This window comes from Dyella thiooxydans, from assembly GCF_001641285.1.
Taxonomy (GTDB): domain Bacteria; phylum Pseudomonadota; class Gammaproteobacteria; order Xanthomonadales; family Rhodanobacteraceae; genus Dyella_A; species Dyella_A thiooxydans.
Window position 1 is genome coordinate 1469489 of the sequence record NZ_CP014841.1, and the last position, 17988, is coordinate 1487476.

General features: G+C 68.8%; 15 protein-coding genes. 8 read left to right on the plus strand and 7 right to left on the minus strand.

From position 1 onward, the window contains the following. The first annotated feature begins 88 nt into the window (after positions 1-88). The 3 genes from ATSB10_RS06765 to ATSB10_RS06775 are packed head-to-tail and all read left to right on the plus strand — an operon-like array spanning position 89 to position 2274. On the plus strand, positions 89-634 hold the full coding sequence (locus ATSB10_RS06765; RefSeq protein ID WP_063671511.1) for a hypothetical protein: 546 nt from the start codon (positions 89-91) through the stop codon (positions 632-634). A 44-nt stretch (positions 635-678) separates the two neighbouring features. Continuing rightward, entirely contained in the window at positions 679-1719 is a 1041-nt protein-coding gene (locus tag ATSB10_RS06770; protein ID WP_063671513.1) for a cytochrome-c peroxidase, read from the plus strand. Positions 1720-1737: 18 nt separating this feature from the next. Then, entirely contained in the window at positions 1738-2274 is a 537-nt protein-coding gene (locus tag ATSB10_RS06775; RefSeq protein WP_063671515.1) for a cytochrome b, read from the plus strand. An 8-nt stretch (positions 2275-2282) separates the two neighbouring features. Here the strand turns inward: ATSB10_RS06775 and panE are convergent, their stop codons facing one another. Then, the gene (panE, locus tag ATSB10_RS06780; protein ID WP_063671517.1) at positions 2283-3224 is read right to left on the minus strand and encodes a 2-dehydropantoate 2-reductase; all 942 of its coding nucleotides are present in this window, start codon (positions 3222-3224) and stop codon (positions 2283-2285) included. Positions 3225-3502: 278 nt separating this feature from the next. Here panE and ATSB10_RS06785 point away from each other — a divergent pair, with 278 nt between their 5' ends. Beyond that, positions 3503-5077 (plus strand): phospholipase D family protein, encoded by a 1575-nt coding sequence (locus ATSB10_RS06785; RefSeq protein ID WP_063671519.1) that lies wholly within the window; start codon positions 3503-3505, stop codon positions 5075-5077. Here the strand turns inward: ATSB10_RS06785 and ATSB10_RS06790 are convergent. Continuing rightward, entirely contained in the window at positions 5046-5993 is a 948-nt protein-coding gene (locus tag ATSB10_RS06790) for a DMT family transporter (RefSeq protein WP_063671521.1), read from the minus strand. The genes ATSB10_RS06785 and ATSB10_RS06790 overlap by 32 nt on opposite strands. A 132-nt stretch (positions 5994-6125) precedes the next feature. Then, entirely contained in the window at positions 6126-7709 is a 1584-nt protein-coding gene (locus ATSB10_RS19815; protein WP_063671523.1) for a carbohydrate-binding protein, read from the minus strand. 596 nt (positions 7710-8305) lie between these two features. Here ATSB10_RS19815 and ATSB10_RS06800 point away from each other — a divergent pair. From ATSB10_RS06800 to ATSB10_RS06815, 4 genes are read left to right on the plus strand one after another with little or no spacing between them, the layout of a single operon-like run. Then, positions 8306-9700, plus strand: coding sequence for a circularly permuted type 2 ATP-grasp protein (locus ATSB10_RS06800; protein ID WP_063671525.1), 1395 nt, complete (start codon positions 8306-8308; stop codon positions 9698-9700). Further along, positions 9700-10641, plus strand: coding sequence for an alpha-E domain-containing protein (locus ATSB10_RS06805; protein WP_063671527.1), 942 nt, complete (start codon positions 9700-9702; stop codon positions 10639-10641). Before ATSB10_RS06800 ends, ATSB10_RS06805 begins: the two co-directional genes overlap by 1 nt. Positions 10642-10656: 15 nt before the next feature. Further along, positions 10657-11469: a transglutaminase family protein gene (locus ATSB10_RS06810; RefSeq protein WP_063671529.1), complete on the plus strand. Its 813-nt coding sequence runs from the start codon at positions 10657-10659 to the stop codon at positions 11467-11469. A gap of 43 nt (positions 11470-11512) precedes the next feature. Further along, entirely contained in the window at positions 11513-12265 is a 753-nt protein-coding gene (locus tag ATSB10_RS06815) for a proteasome-type protease (protein WP_063671531.1), read from the plus strand. 61 nt (positions 12266-12326) lie between these two features. Here the strand turns inward: ATSB10_RS06815 and bglX are convergent, their stop codons facing one another. From bglX to ATSB10_RS06835, 4 genes are all read right to left on the minus strand, one after another. Continuing rightward, positions 12327-14711: a beta-glucosidase BglX gene (bglX, locus tag ATSB10_RS06820; protein WP_063671533.1), complete on the minus strand. Its 2385-nt coding sequence runs from the start codon at positions 14709-14711 to the stop codon at positions 12327-12329. Between the two features lie 148 nt (positions 14712-14859). Beyond that, the gene (locus ATSB10_RS06825) at positions 14860-15126 is read right to left on the minus strand and encodes a DksA/TraR family C4-type zinc finger protein (protein ID WP_063671535.1); all 267 of its coding nucleotides are present in this window, start codon (positions 15124-15126) and stop codon (positions 14860-14862) included. 91 nt (positions 15127-15217) lie between these two features. Then, positions 15218-16480, minus strand: a complete 1263-nt coding sequence (locus ATSB10_RS06830) for a GGDEF domain-containing protein (RefSeq protein WP_063671537.1) — start codon at positions 16478-16480, stop codon at positions 15218-15220. Positions 16481-16664: 184 nt separating this feature from the next. Further along, positions 16665-17951, minus strand: a complete 1287-nt coding sequence (locus ATSB10_RS06835; protein WP_083966112.1) for an MFS transporter — start codon at positions 17949-17951, stop codon at positions 16665-16667. Between the last annotated feature and the right edge of the window lie 37 nt (positions 17952-17988).

A 17988-nucleotide genomic window follows, 5' to 3' on the forward strand; every position in this document is an offset into this window, starting at 1 on the left:
GACCGGCGCCATTGTTGACCAGCATCAAGAAGAGCCGCGAACCGGGCGCGATAGTGGGGCATCCGACACCCCACATGGAGCTTCCGTCATGCGCCGACCCATCCTGTTCTCCCTCGCGGCAGCCACCCTCTCGCTGGCGTGCAGCCTGCCGTCGCCGGCCTTTTCCGCCGGACAGCAAGGCCGTCCCGTCGCCGGCAGCACGGCGGGCGGCAAAACCATCTACGGATCGCAACTGATGACCCCCGCCGAACGCAATGCGTATCGGCAGAAGATGCGCAGCCTCAAGACGGCGCAGGAACGCCAGGCGTTTCGATCGCAGCACCACGAGGAGATGCAGAAACGCGCCCAGGAGCGCGGCATGCAGTTGCCCGACATGCCTCCGATGGGAGGAGCGCGCGGCGGCATGGGACCGGGTATGGGACCGGGCATGAACAAAGGCATGGGACGGGGGATGAACCAGGGAATGAACCAGGGGATGGGGCCGGGCATGCAGCCCATGCAGACCCAGCAGGAAACCCGTGAGCGCACCCGGCCGCAGACGCCGTCGTCGTCCGGCAAGGGCGATCCGGCGCGCACCCAGACCGAGCAGGAGCAGCGCGAGCGCAGCACGGGTGACGACAGCGGCGGCAACTGATTGCGCGCCACGCTTTCCTGTCCCGCCACCGGAGGAACGATGCCATGCGATCACTTTCCCTCATCGCGTCACTGTCGCTGGCCAGCCTGCTGGCCGCACCCGCCTGGTCGCAGTCGGACCTGCAGCACCAGGCCCAGCAGCTGTTCAAGCCGATTCCCTCGACGCCGCCGGCCCTGCCGGGCAATCCGGCAACGGCGCAGCGCGTGGCACTGGGCAAGATGCTCTACTTCGATCCTCGCCTGTCCGAAAGTCATGCGATCAGCTGCAACTCGTGCCACATGGTCGGCATGGGCGGCGTGGACCTGCAGGAGACCTCGCTCGGCCACCGCTGGCAGCACGGTGGCCGCAACGCGCCCACGGTGTACAACGCGGTGTTCGACATCGCCCAGTTCTGGGACGGCCGCGCCAAGGATCTCGAGCAGCAGGCCGGCGGGCCATTGGTCAATCCGGTGGAGATGGATACCACCGAGGCCCACGTGGTCGAGCAGCTGCGCGCCATCCCGGGCTATGTCCAGGCGTTCGCCAAGGCGTTCCCCGGGGGAAGCGACGCGATCACGTTCGAAAACATCCGTCGTGCCATCGCCTTGTTCGAAGCCACGCTGATCACTCCGAACGCGCCATTCGACCGCTATCTCAAGGGCGATGCCAAGGCGCTCGATGCGAGCCAGCGCGAGGGGCTGGCGCTGTTCATCAACAAGGGCTGTGCCGCCTGCCACGCCGGCATCAACGTGGGTGGTGCCATGTATGCGCCATTCGGCGTGGTCGAGCGTCCCGGTGCAGAGATCCTGCCGCCGGACGATCGCGGCCGCTTCGCGGTGACCAAGACGGCGAGCGACGCCTACGTGTTCCGCGTGCCGTCGCTGCGCAACGTCGCGCTGACGCCGCCGTACTTCCACTCGGGCAAGGTCTGGGACCTGCGCCAGGCGGTGGCGGTAATGGGCAGCAGCCAGCTCGGGGCCCAGCTCACGGACGCGGAGATCGACAGCATCACCGCCTTCCTCGGCAGTCTTTCCGGCGATCAGCCGCAGGTCACCTTGCCGATCCTGCCGCCCAGCGTCGCCACGACGCCGCGACCCAAACCCTGAGCCCGAGGTCTCCGACCGATGCATGCACCTTCGCGCAACCGCTACTCCGCGACGGTCCGTTGGGCCCATTGGCTGACCGTGCTGGCCGTCGTGGCGGCCTACCTGCTGGTGGAAGTGGGGGATGACGAAGACCATGGCGGCGCCGTCGGGCCCGCCATGCAGGGGCACTACCTAGCCGGGCTGGCGGTGCTGGCGTTGCTGGCGGTCCGCGTGCTCGGCATGGCGCTCGGGCCGCGGCCGCCCATCGTTCCCGCACCCGGCCACATTTCCGTGCTGGCGGCACGGATCACGCATCTGGCGCTGTACCTGTTCCTGCTGGCGCAGCCGGTGCTCGGCATCTTGGCCGTGAACTACGCCGGCGAGGCGGTCACCCTGCCGTGGTCGGGCACGCCCCTCCCTGCGCTGGTGCATGCCGACCCGGGCGCACGGGAGTTCGTCGAGGAGCTGCACGAATCGCTGGGCGAGATCTTCTACTGGGTGATCGGCCTGCACGTGGTCGCCGCACTATGGCACCACTTCATCAAGCGGGACAACACGCTGCGCCGGATGCTCTAGCGCCCCGGTCAACCGGCCGGTCGCCGTGCCTCGTAGGCCTGCAGGTGCACCCACGCCAGGTCCAGCAGCGGCGCCGCCTGCCCGGCCGCACGGGCCCGGCGCAGCATGTCGCCGACAATGTGCGCGCCCTCGGTGCGCTGGCCGCTCTCCAGGTCACGCAGCATCGATGCGGTGACGCTCGATCCGGCCTGGGTCAGCATGCCCAGCGCCTTGTCGCGTGCCTCGGCGGGAATCGAGTGGCCCGCGGCTTCCGCCACGGCCAGACACTCTTCGTACAGCCCTTCGACGAAGGCGCGGCCGCCCTCGGCGGCAACGATGTCGCCGATGCTCGCCCGCATCAGGCAGGTGGCGCCGGCCAACGCAGTGAGGAAGGCGAACTTGATCCACTGGTCGCGCGCGACGTGTTCCGAATAGTGGTGGTCCACCCCGGCCGCCGCGAAGGCATCGGCCAGCGCCTGGCAACGCGCACTGCGCGGATCGCCGGAGCGCTCGCCGAACGTCACCGAAGCCGGCCGCCCCAGGTGCAGCACCTCACCGCGATCGCTCTTGGTCGCGCTGATGAAACACAGACCGCCGAGCACACCCTGCTCGCCGAAGCGCTCATCCAGCGACTCGTATTGCTTCAGGCCGTTGAGGATCGGCCAGACCGTGGTGCCCTCGCCCACCGCCGGCGCGATCGCCTCGATCGAGGAATCCAGGTCGTAGGCTTTGCAGCTCAGCAGCACCATGTCGAACGGCTGCGCCGCAGCGGCGCCAGCGAGTTGCGGGGCAGTGAGGTGCCGCACCGGGAACCGCGCGTCGCCGAGCGGGCTGCGGATCACCAGCCCGTCACGATCCAGCTGCGCGGCACGGGCCTCGCGCACCAGGAAAGTCACGTCCGCACCGGACTGTGCCAGGCGGCCACCGAAATAGCCGCCGGTGCCACCGGCACCGAGAACGAGCATGCGCATGGAAAACTCCAGAGGGGGATCAGGGGCCTGCCAGTGTAGATGCTGCACGCGCACATGGACCCACGACAATGCCCCGGGAACGACATTGCGGACCGCCCCGCACCGCCGGGACGTCCACGCCACGCATGCATCCGTGAATGCGCGATGATCCGGCCGGCACCGATGCTCCGCCGGATCGCGCCCCGTTCACGACAGCGTCGGCAGGCTGTTCTGCCGGACCGCTCGCCGGCCCCGGAAGCCGGGCACGATGCGGCGCGACCGCAACGAAGAGGTACGCCATGCGCCGGAACCTGCCGAAACTCGCGATCATCCTGCTCGCCGCACTGGCGCTGGATGGCTGCGCCACCCTGCGCAAGGATTTCGCGAAGCATCCGTCGACCGCCCTGCCGCCGCAGCACGACACGCCGAGCACGCGCTACGTGCACCGGGAGGTGTCCAGGCACGGCGATCTCTCGGGCTTCCGCCTGCTGACCTTCAGCACCAATGCGCTGATGAGCCGGGTGGTGCTGGCCGACCACGCGAAGCACACCCTCGACCTGCAGTACTACATCTTCGCCGACGACGACACCGGCCGGCTGGTCGCCCAGCGCCTGCTGGCCGCCGCCGACCGCGGCGTGCGCGTGCGACTGCTGCTGGACGACATCAACGTGGGCGACGAGATCGACATGCTCGATGCGCTGGACGCCCATCCGAACATCGAGGTGCGGCTGTTCAATCCGTTCGGCACCCAGGCCCGTTCCGGCCTGGCCAAGGCCGCGCAGTTCGTGCTCGACGGCAGCCGGCTGAACCATCGCATGCACAACAAGTCCTTCATCGTGGACAACAGCGTCGCCGTGATCGGCGGACGCAACATCGGCGACGACTACTTCGACGCGGGCCAGAACACCCACTTCCGCGATCTCGACCTGATCGCCATCGGTCCGGTCGTGAGGCAGGCCTCGCAGGCCTTCGACACCTACTGGAACTGCGACGCGGCCTACCCGGTGAAAGCCTACAGCGGGAAACACGCCGGCCCGGCCGACCTGGCCCGGCTGCGCGAGCAGCTGGCGCAGCATGCGCGCAAGTTCGCCCAGAGCGACTATGCCCAGGCCACGCTCGACCAGCTGCCGCACGGCCCTTCCGGCGACCGGCCCGGCAAGTGGTTCTGGGGGCACGCGGTGCTGGTGGCCGACCAGCCGGCCAAGATCGACGCCGACGGTGACGACCCGCAACTGCGCATCGGCCCGGACATCAAGGCGATGATGGACGGCGCGAAGCACGATGTACGCCTGATTTCGCCGTACTTCATCCCCGGCGACGACGGCACCGCCTTCCTCACCGGCATCGCGGCGCGCGGCGTACGCGTGCAGGTGCTGACCAACTCGCTGGCTTCCACCGACGAGCCGGCCGTGCACGCCGGTTATTCGCGCTACCGCCTGCCGCTGCTTCGCGGCGGCGTCGAACTGTACGAGCTGCGCCCGCAACCCGGCGCGAAGCAACCGGCCACGGATGCCGGCAAGTCGTCCGGCGTCAGCCTGCATGCCAAGGCAATCGTGGTGGACTCGCACGAAACGTTCATCGGCTCGATGAACATGGACGAGCGCTCCAAACTGCTCAACACCGAGATGGGCATCATCGTGGACAACGCGCCACTGGCGAAGGCGGTGGAACAGTTCTTCGACTCCGCGACGGCGCCCACCCGCGCCTGGCGCGTGATGCTGGATCCGACCAAGCCACGCCAGCACGCGCCGCTCGTCTGGCGCGGCATGGACGACGGCAAGATGGTCACCCTGACCAGCGATCCGGACGCAACCGCCGGGCGCAAGGTCGAGGTTGGCCTGATCAAGCTGCTGCCGGTGGAGAACCTGCTCTAGGCGCGCGGTTCACCAGCCATAGTCCGCCGGCGATGGCCGCACCGCCCAGCCATTGCGATGGCGCCAGCGTGGTGTGCAGCACCACGAAGCTCAGCAACACCGCGAACAACGGCGCCAGGAACAGCCAGCCGCTGGCATGGGTGGCGCCACCCCGGCGCAGCGCCACGAACCACAGCCCGAACGACCCGGCGGATGCGGGTATCGCCAGCCAGGCGAACCAGCCCCAGTCAGCCAGGGTGAACCCCGCCGGCCAGCGCTCGCCTCCGGCATGCGCCAGCGCCAGCAGTACCAGCGATCCCACCAGCATCTGCCAGAAATTCAATGCCAGCCCGCCGATGGGCAGCGCGGCGCGCTTGTTCAGCGTGGTCGCCGCCGCCCAGCAGAGCGCCGATCCCAGACAGCACAGCTCGCCGGCCAAGGCCGCACGCTGCCCCTGCAGCAGCGCGCCCGGCCCGATCGCCAGCGCCACGCCGGCCATGCCGAGCACGAGCCCGCCGAGCCTTACCGCACCCAGGCGCTCGTGCAGGATCAGGCGCCCCAGCAAGGCCACCCAGATCGGGTTGCTGAACAACAGGATCGCCGCCGCCGCGGCCGGGATCGTGCGCATGCCGACAAACAGCAGGCCCATCACGGCGGCGGTCTGCAGCAGGCCGATCGCCGCGACGACCGGTACGTGGCGCCAGTGCATGCCCGCCGGCCACAGCACCCGGGCCAATGGCTTCCGGCTGGCCAGCAGCAGCGGCAGGGTCGCCGTCGCCGCCACCAGGAACCGCCATCCGACCAGCAGGATCGCCGGCACACCCTGCGACAGCAGGATCTTGCCGGCGATGAAACTCGAACCCATCAGGAAGGTGGCTCCCAGCAACAGGGCGTAGAAACCGGGATCCGGCGCGTGCCGGTGCTGCAGGGCGGTCATCGGTGGGCCGGCGGACAGTACATGGTCGACCACGCTAGCGAGCGCGCCGGCCCGGTGTCGACACGGCCTTGGTCGAACGCCAGACGCGCGGGCCCGGCCTCCACCGGGTCCGCGCGGTACGACTGCCTCGGATCAGCGCCCGAGGTCGGACAGGAACCGCTTGCTGTATTCCAGCGAGGTGGTGCCATTGACCGAGTTGCACACCGGAGAGGCGTAGCCGGTGCTGCCGCCCGAACACGGTGTGTCGCGGTCCAGCGACCAGAAGTGCACGCCGACCAGCCCGGCGTTGATCGCGTAGGTGGTCATCGTATCCACGTCGGCGGTAGTAAAGACCTCGCTGCTCACATCGTTGGTGCCGATCATCGGCGTCAACTCGATGTGGCTGGCCGGCACGCCATAAGTGTGCTCGAGGTTGGTCACCGCCTGGATTGCCGACTGGCCCATGTTGCACTGGCCGTTGGCGACCACGCACACGCCGGGGCTCGCCGCACCGAAGTCCATCACCATCAGGTTGATGGTGTAGTTCTGCAACGACGACGCCATCACCGCGCGGACCACCATGTCGCCCAGGCTGTTGACGCCGCCGTAGCTGCCGTCGGATGCGGCCAGGGTCGCCAGGGTGAAGGAGAAGCGCAGGTTCGGGTAAAGGCTCTGCGCGTAGACCGCGCCGGCCACCAGGTTGTTGATGGTGGTCTGGTTCTGCCCACCCTCGATGTCGAAGTCCACGCCGACCATGTGCGAGGTGTAGTAGCGGGAAATGAACTGCGCCATGCCTGCGGGCGAGCCGCAGGTGAAGCTGCCCGCCTGGCCGCCGGTGGACACCACGTAGTTCACCCCGGCATCGGCCAGCGGCTGGATGTTGGCCGTGGCGAAGTTGGCCGCCGGAATGCCGCCCCAGCTCTCGCTGCCGCATTCGCCCGAGGCGAACGCCAGGGTGATCGCGCCGATGTTGGGCAGGTAGTCGGATACCAGGCTGCCGCTGCCGACCACCGGGATCGGCGAGCCGGTGGCTGCCGCGGTGCGCATGGTGTTGGTGTTCCAGTTGAGGTTGATGGTCACGTCCTTGTAGGGACTGAACAGCAGGCTGCCCGGTGCCGGACCGCCCGTGCCGCCCGTGCCGCCAGTCCCTCCGGTACCTCCCGTGCCACCGGTGCCTCCCGTACCGCCGGTGCCACCACTGCCGGAGCCATCGCAGCTGCCCTGCGATGTCCACGGCTGCGCCGAACCCGTCGGACCATTGTGGGTGGCCGGATCGTCGCCCTGGGTCCACCAGTTCGCCACGTAGTTCACGCCGTTCTCGCTGGCGGTGTTGCCGCCGGTGTAGACCGTACCCGCGCTCCAGGCGGTGGCGCAGGTCGAACCGGAACCACCGCCGGAACCGCCCGAACCACCGGTGCCACCCGTCCCGCCGGAGCCGCCGCAGCTACCCTGCGATGTCCACGGCTGCCCGGAACCCGAGCCACCACTGTGGGTAGCCGGATCGTCGCCCTGCGTCCACCAGTTGGCCACGTAGTTCACGCCGTTCTCGCTGACCGTGGCGCCACCGGAATAGGCGGTGCCGGCGCTCCAGGCGGCGGCGCACGTGGCTACCGTCTGCGCGTGCAGCGGCTGTACCGGCACGGCCGCCAGCAACCCCGCCGATATCACCGAGCCGCCCAGGCTGCCGAGCACGCCGAGGGCGAGCCGGGAAAGGGAATTCGATCGCTTCACAAGCATGGGATTTCCTCCAGATTGAAATTCATCGCTGCGTGGAATGACCTGGCGATGCCACGACCGGCTTCCTCCGGTCGACGGGGAAGCTCGCCGCCGCGTCCTTGCTGCTACCGCATGTCTGAGGTGTTGCCCGCCCTTGGTACTCCCGAAATGACAACGTTGTCTATATGACTTTTTCCGAACTGTGACCGGACGCCATATCCGTCCTGGCCATCCAGGCAGACAGGTGCAGGCGCACCATGCCGGATAACCAGTCCACACCCGAAGACCTCGAAGAATTCTGCTGCAAAGCGGAATTCATCGTCCCCTCCCCGACCAGCACGCCGACGGGGCGGCATCACTTCGCTTTTCAAACCGGGAATGACAACGATTGTCCTGATTGACTCAATGGCATCGCAACACTGCCGGCACAGGGTGTGTTGGCGCCCCTTCCCCGAGATGATCGGGGCATCTGGCAAGGCACGGACGGGTGTCAGGCGAGTGGCCGTATGGACGTCCGTAAGGCTGCGCCTGCTTGACTTTGCCGACGGCGACCGCCACGGTCGAAGCCCGTCTTCGAGGGGATCCCACGGGTGTCTGCAGCGACGGTTTTCGACGAGATGGGCTGGCCCGACGACGTACGCACGCCGTACGCGCTGATCGACGCCTGGCTGCGCGACACCCCACCGGACCAGCTCGCGCTGAAGCGCCGCGAGGCCGAGGTGTTGTTCCGCCGGATCGGCATCACCTTCGCCGTCTACACCGAGGGCGGCGACGCCGAGCGCCTGATCCCTTTCGACCTGATCCCGCGCGTGCTGGCCCAGGCCGAGTGGCGCAACCTGCGGCGCGGGCTGGAGCAGCGCGCCCGCGCGCTCAACGCCTTCATGCACGACGTCTACCACGACCGCGAGATCATCCGCGCCGGCCGCGTGCCGGAACGGCTGGTGCTGCACAACAGCCAGTTCCGGCCGGAGATGTGCGGACTGGACCTGCCGGGCCAGATGTATGCGCACATCTGCGGCATCGACATGGTGCGCACCGGACCGAACGACTACTACGTGCTGGAGGACAACTGCCGCACGCCCTCCGGCGTCTCCTACATGCTGGAAAACCGCGAGGTGATGCTGCGGCTGTTTCCGGACCTGTTCCGCCGCAACACGGTGGCACCGGTGGCGCACTACCCCGACGAGCTGCTGGCCACGCTGCGCTCGCTGGCGCCGCCGAACTGTCCGGGCGAACCGACCATCGTGCTGCTCACCCCCGGCATCCACAACAGCGCCTACTACGAACACGCCTTCCTCGCCGACGAGATGGGCATCGACCTGGTCGAGGGCGCCGACCTGGTGGTCAGCAAGGACGTCTGCTACCAGCGCACTACCAAAGGCCTGGAGCGGGTGGACGTGATCTACCGCCGGGTCGACGACGACTACCTCGATCCCCTGGTCTTCCGCCCCGACTCCATGCTCGGCGTGCCCGGCCTGCACTTCGCCAACCGCGCCGGCAACCTCACCATCACCAATGCCGTCGGCACCGGTATCGCCGACGACAAGGCGGTGTACATCCACGTGCCGGAAATGGTGCGCTTCTACCTCGGCGAGGAACCGCTGCTGAAGAACGTGCCGACCCACGACTGCAGCAAGCCCGACGAGCTGGCCTACGTGCTCGACCGCCTCGACGAGCTGGTGGTGAAGGCGGTCCACGGCTCCGGTGGCTACGGCATGCTGGTCGGCCCGCACGCCAGCCGCGACGAACTGGCGGCGTTCCGCCAGCAGCTGGTCCAGCGACCGCACGACTACATCGCCCAGCCGACCCTGTCGCTGTCCACCGTGCCCACCTTCGTCGACGACGGCATCGCGCCGCGCCATGTCGACCTGCGCCCGTTCGTGCTGTGCGGCGCCGACCAGGTCCGCGTGGTGCCGGGCGGACTGACCCGGGTGGCGCTGAAGGAGGGCTCGCTGGTGGTCAACTCCTCCCAGGGCGGAGGCACCAAGGACACCTGGATACTGGAAGACTGATGCTCGCACGCACCGCCGAAAGCCTGTTCTGGCTGGCCCGCTACATGGAGCGGGCCGACTACGTGGCCCGCCTGCTGCAGGTGGCCGGGCACATGAGCGCGGTGCGGGTCGACAGCGACCGCCGCAGCGAATGGGAGTCGGCGATCATCGCCTCGGGCGGCAGCCTGCCCTACTTCGCCAAGCACGCCACGGTGGACGAGGCGACGGTGATCGACTTCCTCGCCTTCGACCGCGACAACCCCTCCTCCATCGCCAACTGCATCGACACCGCGCGCCGCAATGCGCGCACGGTGCGCACCGCACTGACCACCAGCATGTGGGACGCCGTGCAGGGCGCCTGGCAGGAGCTGCCGCGCTTCCGCGATGCGCCGAAGAACGCCGATCTGCTCAACGATTTCCTGGAATGGGTGCGCGTGCGGGTGGACCTGTTCCACGGCGTGTGCTCGAACAGCATGCTGCGGCGGGACAGCTTCTATTTCCTGCGCACCGGGCAGTTCCTCGAGCGCGCCGACAACGTGGCACGGCTGCTCGACGTGAAGTACCACGTGCGCCTGCCGCAGGTCAGCGACGTCGGCGGCGTGATCGACTATTACCAGTGGCTGGCGATCCTGCGCGTGGTCGGCGCCCGGCGCGCCTACCGCGTGCTCTACAAGGGGCGGGTGGAGCCGGCGCAGGTCGCCGAGCTGCTGATCACCCGCAGCGTGTTCCCGCGCTCGCTGGCGTTCTGCTACCAGCAGATCACCCATCACCTGGACGCGATCGAGGACCAGGACCCGGTCCGCGTGGCCGAGGCCAAGCGATGCGCCCATTCGCTGTACGCCGACCTGCGCTATGCCAGCGTCGACCGCATCATCGACACCGGCCTGCACGAGTTCCTCACCGACGTGATCGAGCGGACCGAGGCGCTCGGCACGCAGATCGCAGTCGGCCATCTTTTCTAGACGGGCACCCCAGCCATGCAGCTGCACATCCGCCACGAGACCACCTACCGCTACGAACAGGCCGCCTCGCTGATCGTGCAGGCGCTGCGCATGTGGCCGGCGCCCGCCGACGGCCAGCGCATCCGCGACTGGCAGGTCAGCGTGGACGGCCGCAAGCTGCAGCCGACCTGTACCGACGGCTTCGGCAACCCGGTGGCCACCCACACCATCGACCGCAGCGTCGAGACGGTGCGCATCGCGGTGCGCGGCCACGTGGAGACGCGCGACCTGCACGGGGTGCAGAGTGATGCACAGGACACCCTGCCCGCCGCCTTCTACCTGGCGCCGACCGCGCTGACCGGAACCAGCCCGGCGATGGTGGCGATGGCCGCGCAGGCCGCCGGCACCGGCGGGCAGATCGAGCGGCTGCACCGGCTCTGCGCTGGCGTGCGCGACCACGTCGACTACCTGCCCGACGTCACCGATGCCGAGACCACCGCGATCGAGGCCTTCGCCGCCGCGCGCGGAGTCTGCCAGGACCATGCGCACGTGATGATCGCCTGCGCCCGGGCACTCGGCTTCCCGGCGCGCTACGTCAGCGGCTACCTGTGCCCCCGCGGCGAGTCCGCCGCTGCCAGCCATGCCTGGGCGGAGATCCTGGTCGACGACCTCGGCTGGGTCGGGTTCGATGCCGCCAACCGGCAATGTCCGGATGAGAGCTACGTGCGCATCGCCTGCGGCCGCGACTACCGCGACGCCGCCCCGGTTCGCGGCGTGCGCCGCGGCGGCATCGCCGAAACGCTCGAGGTGGAAGTGTCCATCGCCGAGACCGCGCAGCAGGCACAATAGGCGCCCCGGCAACGGCCGGGCCGCATCAAGCCAGGAGTTTCATGTGACCTACTGTGTGGGCCTGTTCCTCGACGAAGGCCTGGTCATGCTCGCCGACACGCGCACCAACGCGGGTCTGGACAACATTTCTACCTTCACCAAGCTGCAGCAGTTCCATCGCCCGGGCGAGCGCATGATCGCCACCATGACCGCGGGCAACCTGGCGGTGTCGCAGGCGGTGATCAACCTGATCCAGGACGGCCTGCCGCATCCGGAAACCGGCAAGCCGGAGACCATCTACACCGTGGCGACGATGTTCGCCGCGGCCGGGCTGGTGAGCGCCGCCGTGCGCAAGGTGTACGAAACCCACGGCGAGGCGATGAAGGCGCAGGGCGTGGCCTTCGACGTGTCGATCCTGCTCGGCGGGCAGATCGCCAATCGCACCATGCGGCTGTTCGAGATCTATGCGGCCGGCAATTTCATCGAGGCGACACGCGACACCCCGTTCCTGCAGATCGGCGAGCACAAGTACGGCAAGCCGATCCTCGACCGCGCGGTGACCAGCGCCACCACGCTGACCGACGGCGTGAAGCTGGCGCTGATCTCGATGGACTCCACCCTGCGCTCCAACCTCAGCGTGGGCATGCCGCTGGACCTGCTGGTCTACCGAAACAACAGCATCGACCGAGTGGAGACCCACCGCCTGGAAGACGGCGATGCGTACTTCCGGATGATCCGCGAGCGTTGGTCGGCGGCCCTGTCGGCCGCGCACAAGGCGATCCCGGCGCCGGACTGGCTGCACGCCGACGCGGACTGAATCCCGACACGAAAACGGCAGCCGCGAGGCTGCCGTTTTCCGTTGCGATCGCGCGATGCGTTCAGGGCGTCACGTCGAAATCCGCCTGCTGGGTCGCCAACGAGCTGCCGCCGACCCACACGGTGTAGTGCGTCGGCTCGACCACCTGCTGGCTCTTCACGTTCCAGAAGCTCAGTTCGGGAAAGCCAAGGTGGAAGGTCACCTGCTTCGACTCGCCCGGCTTGAGTGCCACGCGCTGGAAACCCTCGAGGCTGCGCACTGGCTGCTCCACGCTGGCGCCGAGGTTGCGCACATACAACTGCACCACCTCGGTACCGGCACGCTGGCCGGTGTTCTTCACCGTGGCGGTGACCGTCACCAGGTCCTTCGCGTCCGGACGGTCGGCCTCGACCAGCGGCACGCGGTTGCGCGACACGTGCACGCCGGAATAGGCGAAGGTGGTGTAGCTCAGGCCCCAGCCGAACGGATACAGCGCACTGTTCGGCACATCGATGTAGCGCGAGATGAAGCGCGTGTCGCCGGCCGGCGGCTTGCTCAGGTCGGCGTCGCCAGCCGGGCGACCGGTCGGGAACTGGTTGTAGTACAGCGGCTCCTGGCCCACCGCGCGCGGGAAGCTCATGGTCAGCTTGCCACTGGGCGCGACATCGCCGAACAGCACATTGGCCACCGCGTTGCCGGCCTCGGTGCCGGGGAACCAGGTCTCCATGATCGCCGGCACGTGCTGGTCGGCCCAGTCGAGCACCAGCGGACGACCGGAGAACACCAGCAGCACCACCGGCTTGCCGGTGGCGACGATCTCCTCGAGCAGCTTCTGCTGGTTGCCCGGCAGATCCAGGTGTGCGCGCGACCCGGCCTCGCCGCTCATGCTGGAGGACTCGCCCAGCGCCATCACCACCACGTCGGCCTGCTTGGCCGCCTGCTTCGCCGCGGCAAATCCCGCCTCCGAATCCGTCAGGACGTCGGTGCCCTTGGCGTACAGCAGCTCGCCGCCGAGTTTCTTCATGCGCGCGGCCAGCCCGCCGCGCAGCGTCACCACGTCCGGCAGGTGCTGCGCGCCGCCCCAGGCGCCCTGCATCTCGCTGGCGTCGTCGGCCAGCGGACCGATCAGCGCCAGCTTCTTCACGTGGGAGGACAGCGGCAGCACCGGCGCCTTGCCGTCACCGCCATTCTTGAGCAGCACGAAGGACTCCTCCGCCGCACGGCGCGCCAGCGGACGGTGCGCATCGACCGCCTGGGTCACCTCGGTGCCACGGGCATAGGGATGCTCGAACAGGCCCAGTGCGAACTTCACCCGCAGCACCCGGCGCACGGCCTCGTCCACGGTGGCCATGGAGAGTTTGTGCTCCTCCAGCAGCTTCGGGATCTGGGTGTCGTAGAAGTGGCTCATCATGTCCACTTCCACACCGGCCTTCAGCGCCTTCTCGGTGGCGGTAGCCGCGTCCAGCGCGATGCCATGGTGGGTGAGCTCCATCACCGCGGTGTAGTCGCTGACCACGAAACCGTCGAAGCCCCATTCCTTGCGCAGGATGTCGGTCATCAGGTACGGGTTGGCGGTGGCCGGGACACCGTTGAGCGCGTTGAACGAGCTCATCATCGTCGCGGCGCCCGCCTCGACCGCCGCCTTGTAGGGCGGCAGGTAGTCCTGGCGCAGGCGGATGTCGGACATGTCGGTGGTGTTGTATTCGCGACCGGCCTCGGCGGCACCGTAGGCGGCAAAGTGCTTGACCGAGGCGGCCACGCTCTGCGGATTCGAAAGGTCGGTGCCCTGGTAGCCGCGGATGTAGGCGCGCGCCATCGCCGAACCGAGGTAGGCGTCCTCGCCCGCGCCTTCGGTGGAGCGGCCCCAGCGCGCATCGCGCGAGATGTCCACCATCGGTGAGTAGAACCACTTCACGCCGGCCGTGGTGGCCTCGCTCGCCGACATGCGCGAGACGTCCTGCACCAGCTGGGGATCCCACGAGGCGGACAGGCCCAGCGGCACGGGATAGATGGTGCGGTAGCCGTGGATGACGTCGGCACCGAACAGGATCGGGATGCCAAGGCGGCTGTGCATCGCCGCCTCCTGGAAGCGGCGGGTCTTGGCCGCGCCGATCACGTTGAGCATCGAGCCCAGCTCGCCCTTGCGCGCCAGTTCCAGTGCATCGACGTGGTCGCGGGTTTCCGGATTGACCGCGATCGCGCTGTCGGCGTCGGCGGCGGTGGGGGCGGACGAGCCCTGGTCGTTGTACTGCACCAGCTGGCCGATCTTCTCGGCCAGCGTCATCTTCGCCAGCAGTGCATCGACCTTCTGCTCGATCTGCGGCGTGACCAGTTGCGGATTGGACGGCGGCACCGGCTGACCGACCTCGGCCGGGGCCGCACAGGCAACGCCCGCCACGGCAAGTGCGATGGCGGAACTCAGGAACAGCGAGCGGGGACGCAGGCCGGAGGGGAACTGGGGCTTCATCGATTCTCCACGGGGACGGCAGGTCCGGGCCCCCTGGCCCGGGTGGGTGACGCGGCAATGTAAACGTTTACAGGCACTGCCGTAAACGTGCACCGCAATATCGCCACTGGCGCGTCCCGCCGGGGCAGCGAAGCTCCGGAACGGCGGCTCAACGCAGCTGGCTGTCCTTGCTGCCGCGACGGTTGAACAGCGCGGCGGCCTGCCCCTGCCGATCCTGTCCGGACTGGCACGCCACGCACAGGCGCACGCCGGGCACCGCCTTGCGACGGGCCTCGGGAATGGGTTCGCCGCACTCCTCGCAGTGGGTCAGGCCCGGACCCTGGTGGAGCTGGCGCCGGGCGCGCTGCACGGCGGCATCCACCGTCGCGTCGATCTGGTCCTGCACGGCGCCGTCGCCGGCCCAACCGGTAGCCATGGCCTGCCTCCTCGTATCTCTGGCGGATGGCGATGCCGATCCGCGACTGCAGGCCCTCCAACATGGCGGCGCCTGGCCCCCGGGGCAAGCCTCAATCGCCCCGCGGATCGCGCGCGGTGAACTTGCGCGCGTACATCGCCCGATCGGCGGCGGCCAGCAGGCCGGCTTCATCCTCGCCGTCCGCCGGGTAGAGCGCCACGCCGATGCTGGCCTGTACCACGATGCACTCACCCTCGATCTCGAAGCCCGCGCGCAGCGCCGACAGCAGCCGATCGACCTGCCCGGCGATCGCTTCGTCCGGGCCGGGTTCGGGCAGGATCGCGGCGAACTCGTCGCCACCGAGCCGCGCCAGCGTATCGGTGACCCGCAGGCGCGACTGCAGCCGCGTCGCTGCCGCAGCGAGCACGGCGTCCCCGGTGGCGTGGCCGCGGGTGTCGTTCACCTGCTTGAAATCGTCCATGTCGATGACCAGCAAAGCGATGCGCCGGCGATCGCGGCGCGCCCGCTCCAGGGCGGCATCCAGCCGCTGGGCGAACAGTCGGCGGTTCGGCAGACCGGTAAGCGGATCGTGCAGCGCCGCGTGCTTGGCCACGCCGAGCTGCTCCTCCAGCACGGTGAAGATCATGCCGGTGGCCACCATGAACTTGGGCAGGTTCCATGCCTCGTTCTGGATGCCCAGCCCCGGCAGCCAGCGATCGAGCGCCGCGGCCACCGGGAACACCAGCGACCAGGCAACGAAGCTCAGCGTGGTGAAGGACACGCCCAGGGTGGCGCGGTCCGAGCCCCGCCAGAAGAAATAGGCCACCAGCGCGTAGTGCCAGAACAGCATCCAGATCAGCGCCGGATCCAGCGCGTCCCGGGCCACCAGCACCGCCTGGACCGCATAGGCCAGCAGCACCACGCTGCCCAGCAGGCGACGTTCGCGCGGGCGCGCGCCGCGCCGGTCGGAACGGAACAGTCCCATCGCGGTACATGCGGCCAGGCCGGTCAGCGACAGGAAGACCGCCCGATCGCCCACATCCCAGGCGAGCAGCACCACGAACACCACGTCCGGCATGGCGGCCAGCAGGCTCCAGGCGAATCCGTTGGCCCAGCCCGAGCGGCGGTCGTGCCCGGCCCAGATGAACGACACGCTGGTCAGCAACAGCATGGTGAGCGAGAGCGCCTCGCCGGCGTGCTCCAGCGCCGGGACATTGAGGTAGACCAACTGGGCAATGATGTGCACCAGGATCATCACCCAGCCCACCAGCCAGTAGCGCAGCCGGGTCTGGCGCGTGCGACGCAGCAGCGACGCGAACACCAGCGCCAGGCCGCCGATGGCCAGAAAGTCGGGAAATACGGAGAGATTCAACATGGACGACCCGGAAACTCAACGCCATCGCGGTCGAAGGTGTTGACAACCTGGCGCGAAGCGGACCGCCCAAGCCGGCACGCCCCTGCCTCTGGTGCCAGCGACCCTTCGGACGACCACGACGGACTCATGCCGGCCTATCGGCGGCCCGCGCGATTTCTTGAGACGGGGACGCTGCGGCCGCGCATTACGCGGACACCCGGTCATGCGCGTGCGGGACCGCCGCCAGCGCCGCCAGCGTGATCGCCGCCGCGACGGCCAGATAGAGCCCGACCCAGGTCAGCCCGTGGTGCACGGCCAGCCAGGTCGCGAAGTACGGCGCCAGCGACGCACCGAAAATGCCCGCCAGATTGAAGGCCAGCGATGCGCCGGTGTAGCGCACCGCCACCGGGAACATGTGCGCCAGCACCGTGCCGAGCGGACCATAGGTCAGCCCCATCGCCGCCAGCCCCAGGCCGAGGAACGCCAGCACGTGCCAGACGCTGTGCGCCGTGAACAGCCAGGGCATTGCCAGCCCGAACAGCAGGATCAGCACCGTCGCCACCACCATCACGCGACGCGCGCCGGTGCGATCGGCCCACGCCGCGGACAGCGGAATGGTGACGGCGAAACACAACACGCCGAGCATCTGCAGGCCGAGGAAGCCCTCGCGCGAGTAACCCAGCCGGCTGGTCGCCCAGCTCAGGCTGAACACCGTCATCAGGTAGAACAGCACGAAGGTGGCCAGCGCGGCGAACGTTCCCGCCAGCAGCGCACGCGGATGGCGCAACACCACCTCCAGCATCGGCAGGCGTACCCGTTCCTGCTGCGCCATGGCGCGCGCGAACGCCGGCGTCTCGGTCAGGCGCAGACGCATCCACAGGCCGACCGCCACCAGCACCGCGCTGGCCACGAACGGCACCCGCCAGCCCCAGGCGAAGAACGCCGGCTCACCGATCGCCCGGGTCAGCCAGAGGAACAGCCCCGTCGACAGGAAGAAGCCGATCGGCGCGCCCAGTTGCGGAAACATGCCGAACCAGGCCCGTCGCCCCGGCGGCGCGTGTTCCACCGCCAGCAGCACCGCCCCGCCCCACTCGCCGCCCAGGCCCAGCCCCTGGCCGAAGCGGCACAGCGCCAGCAGTGCCGGCGCCGCCACGCCGATCGATGCGTAGGTGGGCAGCACGCCGATCGCCACGGTCGACAGCCCCATCGTGAGCAGCGCGGCGACCAGGGTCGCCTTGCGCCCCACCCGGTCGCCGAAGTGGCCGAACAGCGCCGAGCCGACCGGCCGCGCGAAGAACGCCAGCGCGAAGGTGGCGAGCGACTGCAACGTGGCCGAGGTCGCATCGGCGGAGGGAAAGAACAGCGCCGGAAACACCAGCACGGCGGCCGTCGCGTAGATGTAGAAATCGAAGAACTCGATGGTGGTGCCCACCAGGCTGGCCAGCAGCACGCGGCGAGGGGAACGGGCCGGCTCGGTTCGGGCCTGGGACATGCGGCGATCTCGTCTGGACGGATGGACGGCCGATTCT

What these genes read in the sequence shown, in the direction of transcription:
- bglX (WP_063671533.1), bottom strand. Translation starts at nt 14,711, where the DNA reads ATGAAGCCCCAGTTCCCCTCCGGCCTGCGTCCCCGCTCGCTGTTCCTG.
- ATSB10_RS06790 (WP_063671521.1), bottom strand. Translation starts at nt 5,993, where the DNA reads ATGACCGCCCTGCAGCACCGGCACGCGCCGGATCCCGGTTTCTACGCC.
- ATSB10_RS06805 (WP_063671527.1), top strand. Translation starts at nt 9,700, where the DNA reads ATGCTCGCACGCACCGCCGAAAGCCTGTTCTGGCTGGCCCGCTACATG.
- ATSB10_RS06810 (WP_063671529.1), top strand. Translation starts at nt 10,657, where the DNA reads ATGCAGCTGCACATCCGCCACGAGACCACCTACCGCTACGAACAGGCC.
- ATSB10_RS06830 (WP_063671537.1), bottom strand. Translation starts at nt 16,480, where the DNA reads ATGTTGAATCTCTCCGTATTTCCCGACTTTCTGGCCATCGGCGGCCTG.
- ATSB10_RS19815 (WP_063671523.1), bottom strand. Translation starts at nt 7,709, where the DNA reads ATGCTTGTGAAGCGATCGAATTCCCTTTCCCGGCTCGCCCTCGGCGTG.
- ATSB10_RS06770 (WP_063671513.1), top strand. Translation starts at nt 679, where the DNA reads ATGCGATCACTTTCCCTCATCGCGTCACTGTCGCTGGCCAGCCTGCTG.
- ATSB10_RS06800 (WP_063671525.1), top strand. Translation starts at nt 8,306, where the DNA reads ATGGGCTGGCCCGACGACGTACGCACGCCGTACGCGCTGATCGACGCC.
- ATSB10_RS06765 (WP_063671511.1), top strand. Translation starts at nt 89, where the DNA reads ATGCGCCGACCCATCCTGTTCTCCCTCGCGGCAGCCACCCTCTCGCTG.
- ATSB10_RS06825 (WP_063671535.1), bottom strand. Translation starts at nt 15,126, where the DNA reads ATGGCTACCGGTTGGGCCGGCGACGGCGCCGTGCAGGACCAGATCGAC.
- ATSB10_RS06785 (WP_063671519.1), top strand. Translation starts at nt 3,503, where the DNA reads ATGCGCCGGAACCTGCCGAAACTCGCGATCATCCTGCTCGCCGCACTG.
- ATSB10_RS06835 (WP_083966112.1), bottom strand. Translation starts at nt 17,951, where the DNA reads ATGTCCCAGGCCCGAACCGAGCCGGCCCGTTCCCCTCGCCGCGTGCTG.
- ATSB10_RS06775 (WP_063671515.1), top strand. Translation starts at nt 1,738, where the DNA reads ATGCATGCACCTTCGCGCAACCGCTACTCCGCGACGGTCCGTTGGGCC.
- panE (WP_063671517.1), bottom strand. Translation starts at nt 3,224, where the DNA reads ATGCGCATGCTCGTTCTCGGTGCCGGTGGCACCGGCGGCTATTTCGGT.